This is a genomic window from Streptomyces sp. GD-15H, assembly GCF_045291515.1.
In the GTDB taxonomy this organism is placed as follows: Bacteria; Actinomycetota; Actinomycetes; order Streptomycetales; family Streptomycetaceae; genus Streptomyces.
Window position 1 is genome coordinate 6295706 of sequence record NZ_CP149447.1, and the last position, 19529, is coordinate 6315234.

17 protein-coding genes are annotated in these 19529 nt (G+C 70.5%); 11 read left to right on the top strand and 6 right to left on the bottom strand.

Annotated elements, in window-relative coordinates; all coding sequences use genetic code 11:
• The first annotated feature begins 60 nt into the window (after positions 1-60).
• From WJ438_RS29730 to WJ438_RS29740, 3 genes are all read left to right on the top strand, one after another.
• Positions 61-1314: a sensor histidine kinase gene (locus tag WJ438_RS29730; RefSeq protein WP_406727953.1), complete on the top strand. Its 1254-nt coding sequence runs from the start codon at positions 61-63 to the stop codon at positions 1312-1314.
• Positions 1315-1337: 23 nt separating this feature from the next.
• Entirely contained in the window at positions 1338-2024 is a 687-nt protein-coding gene (locus WJ438_RS29735) for a response regulator (RefSeq protein WP_406727954.1), read from the top strand.
• A 247-nt stretch (positions 2025-2271) separates the two neighbouring features.
• Positions 2272-5403 carry an efflux RND transporter permease subunit gene (locus tag WJ438_RS29740; protein ID WP_406727955.1) on the top strand — a complete coding sequence of 1044 codons (3132 nt, stop codon included), beginning with the start codon at positions 2272-2274 and terminating at the stop codon, positions 5401-5403.
• A 63-nt stretch (positions 5404-5466) separates the two neighbouring features.
• Here WJ438_RS29740 and WJ438_RS29745 read toward each other — a convergent pair whose 3' ends face one another.
• Positions 5467-5664, bottom strand: coding sequence for a DUF397 domain-containing protein (locus tag WJ438_RS29745; protein ID WP_406727956.1), 198 nt, complete (start codon positions 5662-5664; stop codon positions 5467-5469).
• The gene (locus WJ438_RS29750; RefSeq protein ID WP_406727957.1) at positions 5643-6488 is read right to left on the bottom strand and encodes a Scr1 family TA system antitoxin-like transcriptional regulator; all 846 of its coding nucleotides are present in this window, start codon (positions 6486-6488) and stop codon (positions 5643-5645) included. The genes WJ438_RS29745 and WJ438_RS29750 overlap by 22 nt, the downstream gene beginning before the upstream one ends.
• A gap of 157 nt (positions 6489-6645) precedes the next feature.
• Between WJ438_RS29750 and WJ438_RS29755 the strand changes: the two genes are divergently transcribed.
• Both WJ438_RS29755 and WJ438_RS29760 read left to right on the top strand, forming a co-directional pair.
• A complete protein-coding gene (locus WJ438_RS29755; RefSeq protein WP_406727958.1) occupies positions 6646-6945 on the top strand; it encodes a hypothetical protein in 300 nt (99 codons plus the stop codon).
• 151 nt (positions 6946-7096) lie between these two features.
• The gene (locus WJ438_RS29760) at positions 7097-7504 is read left to right on the top strand and encodes a hypothetical protein (RefSeq protein WP_406727959.1); all 408 of its coding nucleotides are present in this window, start codon (positions 7097-7099) and stop codon (positions 7502-7504) included.
• A gap of 190 nt (positions 7505-7694) precedes the next feature.
• Here WJ438_RS29760 and nadA read toward each other — a convergent pair whose 3' ends face one another.
• On the bottom strand, positions 7695-8879 hold the full coding sequence (gene nadA, locus WJ438_RS29765; RefSeq protein ID WP_406727960.1) for a quinolinate synthase NadA: 1185 nt from the start codon (positions 8877-8879) through the stop codon (positions 7695-7697).
• 364 nt (positions 8880-9243) lie between these two features.
• On the opposite strand from nadA, the gene WJ438_RS29770 reads away from it, so the two are divergent.
• A complete protein-coding gene (locus WJ438_RS29770) occupies positions 9244-9600 on the top strand; it encodes an iron-sulfur cluster assembly accessory protein (RefSeq protein ID WP_109377461.1) in 357 nt (118 codons plus the stop codon).
• Positions 9601-9716: 116 nt separating this feature from the next.
• Here the strand turns inward: WJ438_RS29770 and WJ438_RS29775 are convergent, their stop codons facing one another.
• Entirely contained in the window at positions 9717-11153 is a 1437-nt protein-coding gene (locus tag WJ438_RS29775; protein WP_406729849.1) for a hypothetical protein, read from the bottom strand.
• Between the two features lie 772 nt (positions 11154-11925).
• Complete coding sequence (locus tag WJ438_RS29780; RefSeq protein ID WP_406727961.1) at positions 11926-12135, bottom strand: hypothetical protein; 210 nt, start codon at positions 12133-12135, stop codon at positions 11926-11928.
• Between the two features lie 131 nt (positions 12136-12266).
• Here WJ438_RS29780 and WJ438_RS29785 point away from each other — a divergent pair, with 131 nt between their 5' ends.
• Positions 12267-13241: a carbohydrate kinase family protein gene (locus WJ438_RS29785; protein WP_406727962.1), complete on the top strand. Its 975-nt coding sequence runs from the start codon at positions 12267-12269 to the stop codon at positions 13239-13241.
• A gap of 34 nt (positions 13242-13275) precedes the next feature.
• Here WJ438_RS29785 and WJ438_RS29790 read toward each other — a convergent pair whose 3' ends face one another.
• The gene (locus WJ438_RS29790; protein WP_406727963.1) at positions 13276-14676 is read right to left on the bottom strand and encodes a cysteine desulfurase/sulfurtransferase TusA family protein; all 1401 of its coding nucleotides are present in this window, start codon (positions 14674-14676) and stop codon (positions 13276-13278) included.
• A 368-nt stretch (positions 14677-15044) separates the two neighbouring features.
• On the opposite strand from WJ438_RS29790, the gene coxB reads away from it, so the two are divergent.
• From coxB to WJ438_RS29810, 4 genes are all read left to right on the top strand, one after another.
• Entirely contained in the window at positions 15045-16004 is a 960-nt protein-coding gene (gene coxB / locus WJ438_RS29795; protein WP_406727964.1) for a cytochrome c oxidase subunit II, read from the top strand.
• Positions 16001-17737, top strand: a complete 1737-nt coding sequence (gene ctaD, locus WJ438_RS29800; protein WP_406727965.1) for a cytochrome c oxidase subunit I — start codon at positions 16001-16003, stop codon at positions 17735-17737. Before coxB ends, ctaD begins: the two co-directional genes overlap by 4 nt.
• Positions 17734-18132 (top strand): cytochrome c oxidase subunit 4, encoded by a 399-nt coding sequence (locus tag WJ438_RS29805; protein WP_406727966.1) that lies wholly within the window; start codon positions 17734-17736, stop codon positions 18130-18132. Before ctaD ends, WJ438_RS29805 begins: the two co-directional genes overlap by 4 nt.
• Positions 18133-18261: 129 nt before the next feature.
• Complete coding sequence (locus tag WJ438_RS29810) at positions 18262-19521, top strand: Ig-like domain-containing protein (RefSeq protein WP_406727967.1); 1260 nt, start codon at positions 18262-18264, stop codon at positions 19519-19521.
• Positions 19522-19529 lie beyond the last annotated feature (8 nt).

Sequence of the window (19529 nt, forward strand, 5' to 3'; positions counted from 1 at the left end):
CGCACCCGGCGCCGCACCGGACGTCACGGCGGCGCCGGGGACGCCGTACGGTGAACGGTCGTGAGCACCCTCCAGCGCGCCCGGTGCCGGCTGCGCGCACATCCCTTCGCCCTGGACGCCGCCCTGGCCGCGGGTGTCCTGGCGTGCATGGTGGCCGGATCCTTCGTGGACCCGCACGGCCCGCACGGCGTCACCTGGGAGCTGAGCACCCCCGACCCGCTCAGCCTGGTCCTCATGGCCCTCGGCGCCGCCGCGCTGGTCCTCCGACGCCGGGCCCCTCTCGCGGTCCTCGCCTTCACCGGCGCCGCCTCCGTGGTCGAGTCCGTCACCGGCGACCCCCGCGTCCCGGTCGCGATGTGCGTGGTCGTCGCGCTCTACACCGTCGCCTCCACCACCGACCGGCCCACCACCTGGCGGGTCGGCCTGCTCACCATGACCGTCCTCACCGGCACCGCCATGACCGCCGGCCCCCTGCCGTGGTACGCCCAGGAGAACCTGGGGCTCCTCGCCTGGACCGGGATCGGCGCCACCGCCGGGGACGCCGTCCGCAGCCGCCGCGCCTTCGTCCAGGCCATCCGGGAGCGCGCCGAGCGGGCCGAACGCACCCGCGAGGAGGAGGCCCGCCGCCGCGTCGCCGAGGAACGCCTGCGCATCGCCCGCGACCTGCACGACGTGGTCGCCCACCACATCGCCCTGGTCAACGTCCAGGCCGGGGTCGCCGCTCATGTCATGGACAAGCGGCCCGACCAGGCCAAGGAGGCCCTCGCCCACGTACGGGAGGCCAGCCGCTCGGCGCTGGGCGAACTGCGCGCCACCGTCGGCCTGCTGCGCCAGTCCGACGACCCCGAGGCACCCACCGAGCCCGCCCCCGGCCTGGACCGCCTCGACGAGCTCGCCGGCACCTTCCGCAGCGCGGGCCTGCGGGTCCTGGTCGCCCGTGAGGACCAGAGCCCCGCGCTGCCCGCCGCCGTGGACCTGGCCGCCTACCGGGTCATCCAGGAGGCCCTCACCAATGTCCAGAAGCACGCCGGCAGCGAGGCGAAGGCGGAGGTCAGCGTCGTCAGGGTGGGCCCCCACATCGAGATCACCGTGCTCGACGACGGCACCGGCGACGGCGCTGGAGCAGCCGGCGGCGGCCGCGGTGAGGGCGGGCACGGCGGCGGTGAGGGCGGGCACGGCCTGCTCGGCATGCGGGAACGCGTCACCGCCCTGCGCGGCACCCTCACCACCGGCCCCCGCTACGGCGGCGGGTTCCGCGTCCATGCGATCCTGCCCGTCGAGCCCCGTACGTCCGCAGCCCAGGACGGCCCGTGACCAGCGCCCCCGGGGGAATCCGTATGACCATCCGAGTCCTGCTCGCCGACGACCAGGCGCTGCTGCGCAGCGCGTTCCGCGTGCTCGTCGACTCCGAGCCGGACATGGAGGTGGTGGGCGAGGCGTCCGACGGCGCCGAGGCGGTCCGGCTGGCCCGGGAACAGCGTGCCGACGTCGTCCTCATGGACATCCGGATGCCGGGTACCGACGGCCTCGCGGCCACCCGCCTGATCAGCGCCGACCCCGAGCTCGACGGGGTCCGTGTGGTCATACTGACGACCTTCGAGGTCGACGACTACGTGGTGCGGTCGCTGCGGGCCGGCGCCTCCGGCTTCCTCGGCAAGGGCTCCGAACCCGGGGAACTGCTGAACGCCATCCGGATCGCCGCCGAGGGGGAGGCGCTGCTGTCCCCGGCCGCCACCAAGGGCCTGATCGCCCGCTTCCTCGCCCAGGAGGGCACCACCGACGACGCCGACCGCGACCCGGCCCGCGCACAGCGGCTCGACTCGCTGACCGTGCGGGAGCGCGAAGTGCTGATCCAGGTCGCCGGCGGTCACTCGAACGACGAGATAGCCGCACGCCTGGAGGTCAGCCCGCTGACCGTGAAGACGCACGTCAACCGGGCCATGGCCAAGCTGGGCGCCCGCGACCGGGCCCAGCTGGTGGTGACCGCCTACGAATCAGGGCTGGTACGTCCAAGGGTGGAGTGAACGCCACCGCGTGTACTGCGCCGGGAGTAGCCGCCGCCCGAGGAACAGGACCTCGGGCCTACGGATCGGCCCTTGCTGATGCGCGAGTGTGGAGAGCGGGCGTCCGACCGCGTCCTCCCTGCCCCTCCGGGTACGTCCCGTACTCCTGACCGTACCGTCACCGGCGTTCCACAACGCCGGTGACGGTACGTCAGGCCGTGCCGGTGCCCGTACTGCTGACCGCTCACAGAAGAGAGACCCGTCACCCATGTCCTGGCTGGCCAGATTCAGCCTCGCGCAACGGGCGCTGATCGGACTGATGTCGATCATCGCGCTCGTGTTCGGGGCGATCGCGATACCTCAGCTCAAGCAGCAGTTGCTGCCCACCATCGAACTGCCCATGGTCTCCGTGGTGGCCCCGTACCAGGGCGCGTCCCCCGACGTGGTGGAGAAGCAGGTCGTCGAGCCCATCGAGGCCCATCTGGAGGCCGTCGACGGCATCTCCGGTGTCACCTCGAAGGCCAGCGAGGGCAACGCCGTGATCATGGCGTCCTTCGACTTCGGCAACGACACCAAGCAACTCGTCGCCGATGTCCAGCAGGCCGTCAACCGGGCCCGCGCCCAGCTTCCGGACGCCGTGGACCCGCAGGTCGTCGCTGGTTCCACCGACGACATCCCGACCGTGGTCCTCGCCGTCACCTCCGACAAGGACCAGCAGGCCCTCGCCGGCCAGCTCGACCGGACCGTGGTGCCCGCGCTGAAGGACATCGACGGCGTCGGCCAGGTCATGGTGGACGGCGTGCGGGACCTCCAGGTCACCGTCACCCCCGACGACGCGAAGCTGGCCAAGGCCGGTCTCACGCCGCAGGCGCTGACCCAGGCCCTCCAGGCGGGCGGCGCGACCGTCCCGGCCGGTTCCTTCGACGAGGACGGCGCCAACCGCACCGTCCAGGTGGGCGGCGGCTACACCTCGATCCAGCAGATCGAGGACCTGATGGTCACCGGCGAGCCCGGCAAGGGCAAGCCGGTCCGCCTCGGTTCGGTGGCCGACGTGGAGCAGCGGGAGGCCACGGCCGACTCCCTCACCCGCACCAACGGCAGCCCCAGCCTCGCCGTGGTGGTCACCATGGACCACGACGGCAGCGCGGTCACGATCTCGAACGCCGTGGACGACCTGCTGCCCGGCCTGCGCGAGGACCTCGGTTCGGGCGCCGAGCTCACCGTCGTCAGCGATCAGGGCCCGGCGGTGTCCCAGGCCATCGAGGGCCTGACCACCGAGGGCGCGCTCGGCCTGGTCTTCGCGGTCCTGGTGATCCTGGTCTTCCTCGCGTCGATCCGCTCGACGCTGGTCACGGCGGTATCCATCCCGCTCTCCGTGGTCCTCGCCCTGATCGTGCTGTGGACGCGCGACCTGTCGCTGAACATGCTGACCCTGGGCGCGCTGACCATCGCGATCGGCCGGGTCGTGGACGACTCCATTGTTGTTTTGGAGAACATCAAGCGGCACCTCGGCTACGGCGAGGAGCGCCACACGGCGATCATGAAGGGGGTGCGCGAGGTGGCCGGCGCGGTGACCTCCGCGACGCTCACCACCGTCGCCGTCTTCCTGCCGATCGGCCTGGTCGGCGGCATGGTGGGCGAGCTGTTCGGCTCCTTCAGCCTCACCGTCACCGCCGCGCTGCTGGCGTCCCTGCTGGTGTCGCTGACGGTCGTCCCGGTCCTGTCGTACTGGTTCCTGCGGCCCCCGAAGGGCACCCCCGAGGACGCCGAGGAGGCCCGCCGGCTGGCCGAGGAGAAGGAGGCGAAGAGCCGCCTCCAGCGCGGCTACCTCTCCGTGCTGCGCTTCGCCACCCGGCGCAGGCTGGCCAGCGTGGCCATCGCGGTCGTCGTCCTGATCGCCACGTTCGCCATGGCGCCGCTGCTCAAGACCAACTTCTTCGACCAGGGCGAGCAGAAGGTCCTCACACTCCGTCAGGAGCTGAAGCCGGGCACCAGCCTCGCGGCGACCGACGCCCAGGCCGAGAAGGTCGAGAAGCTGCTCGGCGAGACCGAGGGCGTCAAGGACCACCAGGTCACGATCGGCTCGTCCGGCTTCATGGCGGCCTTCGGCGGCGGTACGGACACCAACCAGGCGACGTACCAGGTGATGCTGGAGGACTCCGCCTCCCACGAGGACGTGCGGGACAGCCTCGAGAAGGGTCTCGCCGGCCTCGACGGCATCGGCACCACCACCGTCGCGGCCGGCGACGGCTTCGGCAACCAGGACCTGAGCGTCGTCGTCAAGGCGGCCGACCCGCAGGTGCTGCGCAAGGCGGCCGACCAGGTGCAGGAGGCCGTGGCCTCGCTGGACGACGTCACCGACGTCACCAGCGACCTGGCGCAGAGCGTGCCGCGCGTCTCGGTCGAGGCCGACTCCCGTGCCGCCGCGGCCGGTTTCAACGACCAGACGCTCGGCGCGGCCGTCGCCCAGGCGGTACGGGGCACCCCGGCCGCCAAGGTGGTCCTGGACGACACCGAGCGGGACGTCGTCATCCGGTCGGAGCGGTCGGCCACGACCCTGGCCGAGCTGAAGAAGCTGCCGCTCGGCCCGGTGAAGCTGGGTGACATCGCCACCGTCGAGCTGGTGGACGGCCCGGTGTCCATGACCCGGATCGACGGCCAGCGCTCGGCCACCGTCACCGCCCGACCGACCGGCGACAACACCGGCGCGGTCAGCGCGGAACTCCAGACCGAGATCAACGCGCTCACCCTCCCGGCGGGCGCGACGGCCGAGATCGGCGGTGTGTCCGAGGACCAGGACGAGGCGTTCGCCAGCCTGGGCCTGGCCATGCTGGCCGCGATCGCGATCGTCTTCCTGCTGCTGGTCGGCACCTTCCGGTCGCTCGCCCAGCCGCTGATCCTGCTGGTGTCCATCCCGTTCGCGGCGACGGGCGCGCTCGGCCTGCTGCTCGTCACCGGCACCCCGATGGGCGTCCCGGCGATGATCGGCATGCTGATGCTGATCGGCATCGTGGTGACCAACGCGATCGTGCTGATCGACCTGATCAACCAGTACCGCGACCGCGGCTACGGCGTCGTCGAGGCGGTGATGGAGGGCGGCCGTCACCGGCTGCGCCCGATCCTGATGACGGCCCTGGCGACGATCTTCGCCCTGCTCCCGATGGCGCTCGGTGTCACCGGCGAGGGCGGCTTCATCGCCCAGCCGCTCGCGGTGGTGGTGATCGGCGGCCTGATCACGTCGACGCTGCTGACCCTGCTTCTGGTCCCGACCCTCTACGCGATGCTGGAGCTCCGCAAGGAGCGGCGCGCGAGGAAGCGGCGCGCGAAGAAGCGGGCGGCGAAGAAGGGCGTGACTGCGCAGAAGGAGATTTCGGAAGAACCGGAGCCGGCCCAGGTCTGACTTTCATCAGTACGACGAAGGGGCGCCCCGTGAACTCACGGGGCGCCCCTTCCGCATGCGTGCCTACGACTTGAGCGAGTTGACGAAGACGTCCCAGGCGGCGGCCGGGACGACGATGACGGGGCCGTGGGGGATCTTGCTGTCGCGCACGGGGACGATGCCGGGGAAGTCCCCTGTGATCTCGATGCATTCGCCCCCGTTGGCGTTGCTGTAGCTGCTTCGGCGCCAGCGGGCAGAGATCAGCTCGGGGCTGTGTCGCATGGCTTGTAGTCCTCCATCGCCTGTCGGATCAGCTCCGCCGAGGCGGCCGGCGAGAGGGCCTTGGCGCGGAGCACTTCGTAGTGCCGTCGCCACTTCTTCACCGAGTCCCGGTCCTCGTAGAGGTGACCGACCTCGATGCCCTCTTCGTAGGCCACGGTTGAGCCGTTGGGAAGGGTCAGCAGGGTCAGCGCGCCGCCCATCAGGTAGTGCGCACCAACGCTGAAGGGCATCACCTGGACCTTGCTGTCTGGAGTATCCATCTGTTCGAGCAGCCAGGCCAGTTGCCTGTACATGCTTTCCCGGCTGCCGAAGGTACGCAGGAGCACGGACTCGTCGATGATCGCCCATCGCAGCGGGGGCTTGGCCGAGCGGATCCTCTCCTGCCGGGACATCCGCGCGTTGACACGTTCCTCCACCTGGTCGGGCAGCAACTCCTCCCGCAGGCTGAGCTGGGCGTCGGCGTACTCCCTGGTCTGCAACAGCCCTGGCAAGGCCTGCGCCCCGAAGTTCTCAATGACCTCCGCCTGTGCCTCGAAGTCCATGAACCGGCGGTACTGGTCCGGATGCGCCTCGCGCTTGGCCAGCTCGTACAGCCCGTGGAAGTGCTGGTCCGTGCCGAACGCGGCGTCCAGCCGGTCCGGCAGGTCCGGCGGCGGCATCAGCTCCGCCGTCTCGACGCGGGCCAGTGTGCTCTTGCTGGAGTTGAGGATGTCCGCGAGCTGTAGCAACGACAGCTGGGCGGCCTCGCGGTGACGGCGTTGCTCGGCGCCGAAGTAGTGGCGGGCGGACAGGTAGGGGCTCAAGGTCTGTGGCTTGAAGGTCATCGGCTGCCTCTCTGGCTGATCGTCCCGTTCTCCACGCTGGGACGCGGCGCTCCTGTTGCGGGCGGGTGCCTCAGCGCGACGATGACGGCACAGACAGTAAGGAATGTAGATCCGGCCCGCAGCGAAACGGCCGGATCTCACCGGAGGGAGCGACAGGATGATCCGCGACGGACGGGACGGTACGCCACTGCGGCTGCTGCCGTGGACGACACCGGAGGGTGCCCCCTGCTACCTGAGCACGGACGATCCGTACAGCCGACTGTCCTGCCTGGCCGACGATTTGGAGGCCGACCTGCTCGATTCCGCCGAGACGGTCCTGACCCAGGCCAAGCCGCTGCTCGCCGACGAGCGCGCGGGGGAGCGGGAGTTGCGCTTCGCGGGCACACGCCTCGCCGAAGCACTCGCGGACGCACTGCGGATCGCGGTGAGCCGCGGCGCCCGCTTGCCGGAGCTTTGAACGGGTCAGCCAGCGGTACCGTCCGGTGCCGTGGTGGGGTCGGGCAGCTCGTGCCCTGGCTCCGCTGGTGGAGCCAAGGGCAGTGATCAAGAATTCTCAAGATCCCCGACAGAATCGCCCCTTGTCAGTGCGGTGCGCTTCACTGCCCGCCATGGAGCTCACGCAAGCGACCGTCAACGGCCTGCTGGCCCGACTCGGCCCGGAGGGCGGCTACCTGTACCTGCCCAGTGACCTGGACCCCCAGGAGCTGACCGACCTATGGGCGTTCGGCTACCAGAACCGGGCGAGGGTCGGAGTGAGCCTCGCGGAAGTCCTCACGACTGAGGCCGTGCCGAAGCTGCAGCGCCTGCTGGATCGGGAGAAGCTGTTGCTGGCCATCAAGTCCCCCGAGAGGCCGTCCATTCGGCGCTGGGGCGCTGTGCAGTCGGAGCTGGTGCTCATGGCAGACGTGAATCCCCGGGAGCGGGTCGAGCAGCTGCTCTCGTTGCTCGACCGAGGTGACACGTTCGCCGAGAACTTCGACCGGTGGATCGCACTGCGCCGCGAGCATGCCGCCTGACGGATTCAGGCATCGAGCCCTCATGGCATTCTGCACGGCCCTCGACTGATGACCTGCCGAGGAATCGTGCCAGGCCGGTACCAGGCCGGCCTCCGGCCCGGTACCGGCCGGAGGCCCACGACATGTGGGCGCGGGCATCCCCTCGCCCACCTCATGATGCCGCCCCTCACTCCCGAGGGACGGCTCGCCCTTACGGCAGTGCCAGCATGCGCTCCAGGGCCAGCTTGGCGAACGCCTCGGTCTCCTTGTCGACCTCGATGCGGTTGACCAGGTTGCCCTCGGCGAGGGATTCCAGGGCCCAGACCAGGTGGGGGAGGTCGATGCGGTTCATGGTGGAGCAGAAGCAGACCGTCTTGTCGAGGAAGACGACCTCCTTGCCCTCGGGGGCGAAACGGTTCGCCAGTCGGCGCACCAGGTTCAGCTCCGTGCCGATGGCCCACTTGGAGCCGGCCGGGGCCGCCTCCAGGGCCTTGATGATGTACTCGGTCGACCCGACGTGGTCCGCCGCGGCCACGACCTCGTGCCGGCACTCGGGGTGGACCAGCACGTTCACGCCCGGGACGCGCTCGCGCACGTCGTTGACCGAGTCCAGGCTGAAACGGCCGTGCACCGAGCAGTGGCCCCGCCACAGGATCATCTTCGCGGCCCGCAGCTCGTCCGCCGTCAGCCCGCCGTTCGGCTTGTGCGGGTTGTAGACGACGCAGTCCTCCAGGGACATCCCCATGTCCCGCACCGCCGTGTTGCGGCCGAGGTGCTGGTCGGGGAGGAAGAGGACCTGCTCGCCCTGCTCGAAGGCCCACTCCAGGGCGCGCTTCGCGTTGGAGGAGGTGCAGATGGTGCCGCCGTGCTTGCCGGTGAAGGCCTTGATGTCGGCGGAGGAGTTCATGTACGAGACGGGGACGACCCGCTCGGCTGTCCCGGCCTCGGTCAGCACGTCCCAGCACTCCGCGACCTGCTCGGCGGTGGCCATGTCCGCCATGGAGCAGCCGGCCGCGAGGTCCGGCAGGACGACCTTCTGGTCGTCGCCGGTGAGGATGTCGGCGGACTCGGCCATGAAGTGCACGCCGCAGAACACGATGTACTCGGCCTGCGGGCGCGCGGCGGCCTCCCGCGCCAGCTTGAACGAGTCGCCCGTGACGTCGGCGAACTGGATGACCTCGTCGCGCTGGTAGTGGTGGCCGAGCACGAAGACCTTGTCCCCGAGCTTCTTCTTGGCGGCGCGGGCGCGTTCCACCAGGTCCGGGTCGGACGGCGAGGGCAGGTCGCCGGGGCACTCCACACCCCGCTCGCTCCTCGGGTCGGCCTCTCGGCCGAGGAGCAGCAGGGCGAGGGGCGTCGGCTGTACGTCGAGCTCCTGGGTCTGGGCGGTGGTCACGACACGCACCCTTTCTGTCTGTTCTGCGGCTCGCCGGGCCCGTGAAACACGGCCCGGCGGGACAAGCGGGACACTGGTTCGACGACTTCTCGTCGAATTGACGCTATCTATCATATCCGGTTCACGTCAGTTTGACGACGGCCATAGCGTCCATGTGACGTGAATCCCGGCGCCCCGCCGTTCATTCCCGAAGTCCCGCCGGAACAATTCGAAGGGGCCCACGCGAACCGTTTTCCGCCCGCCGGGGCGTGTGCGAGCATGAAGACGGAGCCGAGAGAACAAGCTCCCGGCCCGGAATGAATCCGCGGCCCCGCCGGTTGCAACCGTCGGCAAGCAGTCTCCGTACAACCCGGGAGAGATGTAGATGTCCGTATCGGACGAGACCACCACCGCCACCGACGGCATCATCGTGACCGACGCCGCCGCGGCGAAGGTCAAGGCGCTGCTCGACCAGGAAGGCCGTGACGACCTCGCCCTGCGCGTCGCCGTCCAGCCCGGCGGCTGCTCCGGCCTGCGCTACCAGCTCTTCTTCGACGAGCGTTCCCTCGACGGCGACGTGGAGAAGGACTTCGACGGGGTGAAGGTCGTCACCGACCGGATGAGCGCCCCGTACCTGGGCGGCGCCACCATCGACTTCGTCGACACCATCGAGAAGCAGGGCTTCACCATCGACAACCCGAACGCCACCGGCTCCTGCGCCTGCGGCGACTCCTTCAGCTGAGCCGGGCCCGTTCCGTGCGGGACCCTTCCCGGAAGGAACGGCACGGCACATGACGAAGGCGGCGGCCCCCTCCGACGGGGCCGCCGCCTTCGTGCTGTCCGGACGTTCTCAGCGCTTCATCGCGTCTTGCCGGACCCGGAGGGTGCCGTGGGCAGCCGCGCGCCGTCCTTGTGCAGCGGCACCGGCTCGCCGTCGGCGTCCACCACCTCACGGGCCGCCAACGGCGCGTCGAGCCGCACCGTCTGCTGGTACTGCTTGGCGATCAGGATGCACACCTTGCCCGGCCAGGGCGTCTCCGTCACGGTGACGGTGACCCGGTCCCCGCGCTCGTTCGCCGTCGTCTCGTAGTCGGCGCAGACCCCGCCCGCGAAGGTCACCGTCAGCTCACTGCCCTCGGCGGTGTAACCCTCGACCCGGACATCGCGCGTGGACGGCGCCGAGGTCGGCTCGTCACCGCCGCCCGGCTTTGTGGACCCGGTGCCGGACTCCCCTGGCCGCGCCCGGGGGGCGAGGTACTCCGGGTCGACCGCCGGATAGGTCACCGTGCCGCCGTCCTGCGCGGCCGTGGGCCGGACCTCGAAGAGCCAGGACGGTACGAGCGTCTGCCGCCCGTCCACCGAGTGCGAGGCCAGCCCGAACACCGCCTTCTCGACGGTGACCGTGTCCTTGGCCGGCAGGGGCGTCGCCGTGACACACGGCTCCGGCTGCTCCTGCTGCTCGCCCTCCAGCGGTACGGGAGTGGCGCAGCCGCCGATCTCCGCACGGTCATCGGCGCCCGGTGCCGTGTTCATCAGTTCCAGCGCCTTCCCGGCGCTCACCACGGGGTACGTGTCCCCCTTCACCGGCGTCGACAGCCGGCCGCTGCCGCCGACGATCTCGCCCCCGGCACCGACGACCACACCGGTCGTCCAGCCGTGCGTCGGCAGCCCGCCGATCTCGGGTTCCGCGTTCACCACCCGCTTGACGCCCATGACCTGGCTCGCGTCGAGCTTCGCGTCGTCCTGGCCCAGCGCCTTCAACACGGGCGCGGCGGCCTTCCTCGCGGCCTCCTCGGTCACCGCCGGGGTGCCGTCGGCCGGGGGCGTCCGGCACGCCTCGCCCTTGCAGTTGTCGGTGCCCGGCGCGTACCGGCTGAACGTCCAGGTGCCAGGGGCGTCCCGGTCCACCCGCAGCGTGGGTCCACTGCCGTCCTTGCCGCCGATCCGCCAGGCACCGCCCTCCGCCACCGGCTTCCCGTCGACGTCGAGCGCCTTCGCCAGCCCGGCCACCTGCGCCTGGGTGATCTGCCCCCGGGCGAGGTACACCGGCGCCGAGTCGGGACCGTCGGGGAGAGCGCCGTCGGCGCGGTAGGTGGCGCCGTACGGGTTGGGCTCCCCGGGCGCGATGCCGTGCGGCCCGCCCTCGGCGTAGGCGTCGAGGGTGAGCGGCGGGGGAGTGGCGTCCCCGTTCGCCCCCGGCGTTGTACCACTGCCCGAGCCGCCGGAGGCACTGGCGGCGAGGTAGGCTCCGCCGCCCCCGACCAGCAGCACGGCCGCGGCCACCGACGCGATCAGCACCGGCGACCGCCGCCACCCGGCTCCGCCGCGACCGTCCCCACCGCCGTCTCCGTCACGACCGGCGTCGCCCCCGGACTCCGTGTCGTCCGCCGATGGCGTTTCGGGCTTGTTTTCCGGGGTCTTCGCGTCCTCGAAATCCGGCGGTTCGGTGGCGCCGGCCTTCACGTCGCCGCTTTCCGGGCCCTTGCCGCCGTCCGCCTCCGGGGCGGCGGCTTCCGGCGCCGGGGTCTGCGGCTCGGCGGTGTCGGCCTTCGCGTCGCCGGAGTCAGGGCCTTCGGACTCCGGTTGCCCGGCCCGGGGCCGGTGGGTCTCCGTGGGACCGCTCTCCGGGCCCTTGCCGCCGTCAGCCTGCGTGGCGCCGGCTTCCCGTGCCGTGGTCGTCTCCGTGTCGTCCGCCGCCGGTTCCGGCGCCTTCCCGGCACCGGCCTCGACGGCGGCCTCGGGCGTGGCGGAGCCGGACGCGGGGGTTCGGTCCGGAGCCTGCTCCGGGGCGTCCTCCGTCGCGCCGTCGGCCGAAGCGCCCCCGGTGTCGCGCGCGCTGCCGGAGGCCCTCGCCCCGGCGTCGTCGTTGTCGGGTCGCTCGGTGTTCACCGCATCGCTCCTTCGGCTGCACAGCTGTCCCTGAAGACCCTTCCCGGTCGCACCGGGACTGCTGGTGGGTCGTATCCCGCATCCCCTTTACGGGGGACAGCGATGGGACGCAGCGGGGGAGCGCACGGTTCCCCTCCGGTTCCCCGGAAGCCGTGATCCTGGCCGACGAAGGCTCGGCTCAGTCGCCGTACTCCGACATCGCGTCCAGCAGCCGCGCCGAGGACGACGGCACGGACACGCCGTGGATCAGGGACGGGGGCACCGGCCGGGCGTCGCCGCGGTCCGGCGCCGTCCAGCGGGGAGCCATCCGGGCGCAGTCGTCGCGCAGTGACTCCAGGTCGCCTTCGAGGTCGGCCTGCGTGGGGGCGTGGACCTTGAGGTTCGTCATAGCCGCACCGTACGCATGTCGAAGGTCACGAAGAAAGGGCTACTATCGGGTAGTTTCGTCGGCTTCAAACGGACGGCTCCCACCCGATAGCGTGAGGTGTCAATCCCCCCTCCCTCAGGAGAGTCCACGCCGTGCGCATCGCAGTCACCGGCTCCATCGCCACCGACCACCTCATGACGTTCCCCGGGCGCTTCTCCGACCAGCTCGTCGCGGACCAGTTGCACACGGTCTCGCTTTCCTTCCTGGTCGACAAGCTCGACGTGCGCCGGGGCGGCGTGGGCGCGAACATCGCCTTCGGCATGGGCCAGCTCGGCACCCGGCCGATCCTCGTCGGCGCCGCGGGCTCCGACTTCGACGAGTACCGGGCCTGGCTGGACCGGCACGGCGTCGACACCGCGTCCGTCCGCATCTCGGAGACGCTGCACACCGCCCGTTTCGTGTGCACCACGGACGCCGACCACAACCAGATCGGCTCCTTCTACACGGGCGCGATGAGCGAGGCCCGGCTGATCGAGCTGAAGACCGTCGCCGATCGGGTGGGCGGCCTCGACCTGGTCTCCATCGGCGCCGACAACCCGGAGGGCATGCTCCGGCACACCGAGGAGTGCCGCACCCGGAACATCCCGTTCGCCGCCGACTTCTCCCAGCAGATCGCCCGGATGAGCGGCGAGGAGATCCGGGTACTGCTGGACGGGGCGACCTACCTCTTCTCCAACGAGTACGAGAAGGGGCTCATCGAGACCAAGACGGGCTGGACCGACGCCGAGATCCTCGCCAGGGTCGGCCACCGCGTCACCACCCTCGGTGCCCGGGGCGTACGCATCGAGCGCGCCGGTGAGGACCCCATCGAGGTCGGCTGCGCCCAGGAGGAGCGCAAGATGGACCCGACCGGCGTGGGCGACGCCTTCCGCGCCGGGTTCCTTTCCGGACTGGCCTGGGGCGTCTCACTGGAGCGCGCCGCGCAGGTCGGCTGCATGCTCGCCACCCTGGTCATCGAGACCGTCGGCACCCAGGAGTACCAGCTGAGCCGCGCCCACTTCATGGAGCGCTTCGCGCAGGCCTACGGCGACGAGCCCGCGGCCGAGGTGCAGAAGCACCTGGCCTGACGCCCCGGGCGGGCGCCCATTTTGTTCGGGGCTCTCAGGAGAGCCGGCGGACCACATAGGCCGAGCCGTGGTCCGCCGGCTCCTCGCCCGCGTACTCCTGCCCGCGCATCTCGCACCACGCCGGGATGTCCAGCCGGGCCGCCTCGTCGTCCGCGAGGACCCGTACCGTGCCGCCCACCGGCACGTCGCCGATCACCCTGGCCAGCTCGATCACCGGGATCGGACAGCGCCGGCCCAGCGCGTCCACCACCAGGGCGCCGCCTCCCCCGTCGGTGCGCTCCGCAGCCCCTGCGGCCCCGGCCGCCACCGGCGCCCCCAGCTTCTCCCGCACCTCCGCCACCACTCGGGGCAGGACGGTCAGGAACCGCTCGACGTCCTCGGACTCCGTCCCCGGCGGCAGCGAGACCCGGACGTTGCCCTCGCTGAGCACCCCCATCGCCCTCAGCACATGGCTCGGGGTGAGCGTGCTGCTCGTGCACGAGGAACCGGACGAGACGGAGAAGCCCGCGCGGTCCAGCTCGTGCAGCACTGTCTCCCCGTCGACAAAGAGACACGAGAAGGTAACGATCCCCGGCAGCCGTCGCTCCGGATCACCGACCACCTCCACGTCCGGCACCAGGGCCGGCACCCGCGTCCGGATCCGCTCCGTCAGATCCCGCAGCCGGGCCGCCTCCTCGGCCGCCTCGGCGCGCACCGCCCGCAGCGCCGCCGCCGCGGCCACCACCGCCGGGATGTTCTCGAACCCTGCGGCCCGCCCCGACTCCCGCTCGTCCAGCGGCCCCTGGGGAGCGAACCGCACCCCCTTGCGCACCACGAGCAGCCCGACGCCCGACGGGCCGCCCCACTTGTGGGCGCTCGCCGTGAGCAGCGACCAGTCGCCCGCCACCGGCCCCCAGCCCAGCGACTGGGCCGCGTCCACCAGCAGCGGTACGCCGGCCGCCCGGCACGCCTCGGCCACCTCGGCCACCGGCTGCACGGTCCCCACCTCGTGATTGGCCGACTGGAGACAGGCCAGCGCGGTGTCCGGCCGCAGAGCCGCCGCGTACGCCGCGGGATCCACGGCCCCCGCACGGTCCACCGCGACCTCGGTGACCGACCCGCCCCCGGCCTCGTGCACTTCCGCCGCATGGAGCACCGACGAGTGTTCGACCGCGGACACGACCAGGTGCGGTCCGACACGTCGCCGTCCGGCCAGCGCCCCCTCGACCCCGACGTGCACCGCCCGCGTGCCGGACGGGGTGAACACCAGCTCGTCCGGGCGGCATTCCACCGCCTCGGCGGCCGCTTCGCGCGCCGCGTCCAGCAGCAACCGGGCCCGCCTGCCCTCCCGGTACAGCCGTGCGGGATCCGCCCACCCCTCGTCCAGTGCGGCCTGCAGGGCCTGACGGCCGACGGGGTGGAGGGGAGCGGCGGACGCGGCGTCAAAGTAGGCCATAAGGCAACGTTAAGTCGTGGCCCGGCCGCTGAACGGCGAGGGGGTCATGCGCCTCCGCGGTTCCGCCACGGGGAAGGACGAACGACCCGCCTCCTCCGTACCCACATCAGCCCCGCCCCACACCCGCCCCGCCTGCCGAGTCTCCCCGTACGAGCGGTACTTTCAGGCGAGAGGGCGCTCCCCTTCCCGTCCCTTCGGGGTGACGGGCGGCGCGTATGCCCCCCTCCCCGCGAGCCTCCGAAAGGCGTCGGCTAGGGTTTGGTCCGCATAAACATCCAAACCCCTGCCCGACGCAGGGCGGCGACCGACCAGCGAGAAGGCCAGGCCGCAGCCGTACAGCGCGGGCGAGACTCTCGGGAAGGCGCTACGTGAGTCCCAACGGCTCCGACCGCTCGCCGCGGCGCCCGACGCGGCGGAAGCTGCTGCAGGCACTGACCGCGGGCCTGGTCCTGGCAACCGCCACCGGTTGCACATGGGAGGACTTCCCCCGCCTTGGTATGCCCACCCCCACGTCAGAGGGGGCCGAGCGAATCCTCTCCCTGTGGCAGGGATCCTGGGCCGCCGCGCTCGCCATCGGCGCGCTGGTGTGGGGCCTGATCCTGTGGAGTGCTTTCTTCCACCGGCGCAGCCGCACCAAGGTCGAGGTACCTCCGCAGACCCGGTACAACATGCCCATCGAGGCGCTGTACACCGTGGTTCCGCTCATCATCGTGTCGGTCTTCTTCTACTTCACGGCCCGGGACGAGTCCGAGCTGATGAAGCTCGAGGCCAAGCCCGACGTCACCGTCAACGTCGTCGGCTTCCAGTGGAGCTGGTGCTTCAACTACGTCGAGAACGTCGACGGTTCCTCCGGCGACGCGAAGACCGCCAAGGAACTCGACGCGATCCCGGACCGCTACAAGGAGGCATTCCCGGCCAACGCCGGCGGTGTCAACGACTGCGGTGTCCCCTCCACGCGGAACCCGCAGACGAACAACCCGGGCCCCACCCTGTGGCTGCCCGAGGGCAAGCGGGTCCGGTTCGTCCTGACCTCGCGCGACGTCATCCACTCCTTCTGGGTGGTGCCGTTCATGATGAAGCAGGACGTCATCCCGGGCCACACCAACGCCTTCGAGGTGACCCCCAACCGTGAGGGCACCTTCCTCGGCAAGTGCGCCGAGCTCTGCGGCGTCGACCACGCCCGGATGCTGTTCAACGTGAAGGTCGTCTCCCCCGAGCGCTACGAGGCGCACCTCAAGGAGCTCGCGGAGAAGGGGCAGACCGGTTACGTTCCCGCCGGCATCGCGCAGACGAGCCACGAGAAGAACCGGGAGACGAACAAGCTGTGAGCATCCTCAACGAACCCCAGGGTGCCGCGGTAGCTGTGGACTCCTATGAGAACGAGCTGCCAGTACGGCGCAAGCAGCCCGGCAACATCGTGGTCAAGTGGCTGACGACCACGGACCACAAGACGATCGGCACCATGTACCTGGTGACGTCGTTCGTGTTCTTCTGCATCGGCGGTATCCTGGCGCTGGTGATGCGCGCCGAACTCGCCCGGCCCGGTCTGCAGATCATGTCGAACGAGCAGTTCAACCAGGCGTTCACGATGCACGGCACGATCATGCTGCTGATGTTCGCGACGCCGCTGTTCGTCGGATTCGCGAACTGGATCATGCCGCTCCAGATCGGCGCGCCCGACGTCGCCTTCCCGCGGCTGAACATGTTCGCCTACTGGCTCTACCTGTTCGGCTCGCTGATCGCGCTCGGCGGCTTCCTCACCCCGGACGGGGCCGCCAGCTTCGGCTGGACCGGCTACGCCCCGCTGTCCGACGCGGTCCGCTCGGTGGGCGCCGGCTCCGACATGTGGATCATGGGTCTGACCCTCCAGGGCTTCGGCACCATCCTCGGCTCGGTCAACTTCATCACCACCATCATCTGCATGCGCGCCCCCGGCATGACGATGTTCCGCCTGCCGATCTTCACCTGGAACGTGCTGCTCACCGGCGTGCTGGTGCTGCTGGCCTTCCCGGTGCTGGCCGCCGCGCTGTTCGCGCTCGAGTACGACCGGAAGTTCGGCGCGCACATCTTCGACGCGACCAACGGCGGGGCGCTGCTGTGGCAGCACCTGTTCTGGTTCTTCGGCCACCCCGAGGTGTACATCATCGCGCTGCCGTTCTTCGGCATCGTCTCCGAGATCGTCCCGGTCTTCTCCCGCAAGCCGATCTTCGGCTACATGGGGCTGGTCGGCGCCACCATCGCGATCGCGGGTCTGTCGGTGACGGTGTGGGCGCACCACATGTACGCCACCGGCGGCGTGCTGCTGCCGTTCTTCTCCTTCATGACCTTCCTGATCGCCATCCCCACCGGGGTGAAGTTCTTCAACTGGATCGGCACCATGTGGAAGGGGTCGCTGAGCTTCGAGACGCCGATGCTGTGGTCCATCGGCTTTTTGGTGACCTTCCTGTTCGGCGGGCTGACCGGCGTCATCCTGGCCTCGCCGCCGCTGGACTTCCACGTGACCGACTCGTACTTCGTCGTGGCGCACTTCCACTACGTGGTGTTCGGCACGGTCGTCTTCGCGATGTTCGCCGGCTTCCACTTCTGGTGGCCGAAGTTCACCGGCAAGATGCTCGACGAGCGGCTCGGCAAGGTCACCTTCTGGACGCTGTTCATCGGCTTCCACGGCACCTTCCTGGTCCAGCACTGGCTGGGCGCCGAGGGCATGCCGCGCCGCTACTCGGACTACCTCGCGGCCGACGGCTTCACCGCGCTGAACACGGTCTCCACGATCGCCTCGTTCCTGCTCGGCATGTCGCTGCTGCCGTTCTTCTACAACATCTGGAAGACCGCCAAGTACGGCAAGAAGATCGAGGTCGACAACCCGTGGGGCTACGGCCGCTCCCTGGAGTGGGCCACCGCGTGCCCGCCGCCGCGGCACAACTTCCTCACCCTGCCGCGGATCCGCTCCGAATCCCCGGCGTTCGACCTGCACCACCCGGAGATCGCCGCCCTCGACCAGCTCGAGAACGCCGGTCCCGGTGAGAAGGTCCTCTCCGGCGGTAAGGAGGCCGGCAAGTGAAGATCCAGGGCAAGATGTTCATGTGGCTGAGCCTCTTCCTGCTCGTCGTGGCGGTCGTCTACGGCGTGTGGTCGAAGGAGCCGGCGGGCACCACGGCCCTCTTCCTGGCCTTCGGCCTGAGCATCATGGTCGGTTTCTACCTGGGCTTCACCGCCCGGCGGGTCGACGTGGGCGCGCAGGACAACAAGGAGGCGGACGTCGCCGACGACGCCGGCGAGGTCGGGTTCTTCAGCCCGCACAGCTGGCAGCCGCTCGGTCTGGGCCTTGGTGGCGCCGTCGCCTTCCTGGCCATCGCCGTCGGCTGGTGGCTGATGTACTTCGCGCTGCCGCTGATCCTGCTCAGCATCTGGGGCTGGGTCTTCGAGTACTACCACGGTGAGAACCGCACCCAGTAGCACATGTTGCGCGCCGCAGGGCCCGGACACTCCGTCAGGAGCGTCCGGGCCCTGCGTCTGCCACATCAAGCGTCACTCGTTCGAGTCGCCCGGCGCGCCGGAGTTGACAAGGCTCCCTAGCGTGAGCTCATGAGACGTGATCCGCGAATTCGCACCGCCGTCGGCTGCACGCTGCTGGTGATCGCCCTCGATGCGGGCGTCGCCGGTTGCTCCGCCGCCGGCGATCCGCTGTCCGCCGAGCCCTATGACGCGGCGGACCAGATCTCCTTCAGCGGCCCCACCGCCGAGAGCGGGACGGCCGACCCGGACAAGCCCCTGGAACTCGTCGCCGAGGACTCCGGCGGACGCATCACCGACGTCACGGCCGTGGACACCAAGGGCCGCCACGTGGCGGGCGAACTCGCCGCCGACGGCAGCCGCTGGCACAGCACCTCCCCGCTCGTCGCCGACGCGAGCTACACGGTCCGGGTGAGCACCGAGGACGAGGGCGGGGCCCCCGGCCGCAAGGTCCTCACCCTCGTCACCGGCAAGCCCACCACCAAGCGCCTCGGGGTCACCTTCGGCCCCGAGGCGGGCACCTACGGCGTCGGCCAGCCGCTCACCGCCGAGCTGACGGCACCGGTCGAGGACCCCGCCCAGCGCGCCGTCGTGGAGCACGGCCTGAAGGTGTCCTCCACGCCCTTGGTGGACGGCTCCTGGCACTGGGTGGACGACAAGAAGCTCCACTTCCGCCCGAAGGACTACTGGCCCGAGAACGCCACCGTCCGGATACGCAGCACCCTGGAGGGCATCAGGATCAACGACCGTCTCCGGGGCGACAGGGCCGAACCACTGACGATCAGGACCGGCGACCGCGTCATAGCCGTCACCGACGTCGCGTCGCACCAGCTGACGGTCTACAAGAGCGATGAGAAGATAAGGACGATCCCCGTCACCGCCGGCAAGCCCGGGTTCGAGACGCGCAACGGCGTCAAGGTGGTCCTCGGCAAGGAACGCACCGTACGGATGCGCAGCAGCTCCATAGGCATAGCCGAGGGCTCGTCCGAGTCGTACGACATGTCCGTCGACTTCGCCACCCGGGTGACCTGGAGCGGCGAGTACGTGCACGCCGCCCCCTGGTCCGTCGGCTCCCAGGGGTACGCCAACGTCAGCCACGGCTGCGTCGGCATGAGCACCGGCGACGGCGAGTGGTTCTTCAACACCGTCCGCAGGGGTGACCTCGTCACGGTCGTGAACTCGGGCGGCGACGAGATGGAGCCGTTCGGCAACGGCTTCGGCGACTGGAACCTCAGCTGGACCGAGTGGCGCGCGGGCAGCGCCCTGACGGGCGGCGCCGCGGCAGGCCACGCCCCCGAGGAGAAGGCGCGACTGCGCCCGCAGCCGGCATGAGGGCCGCA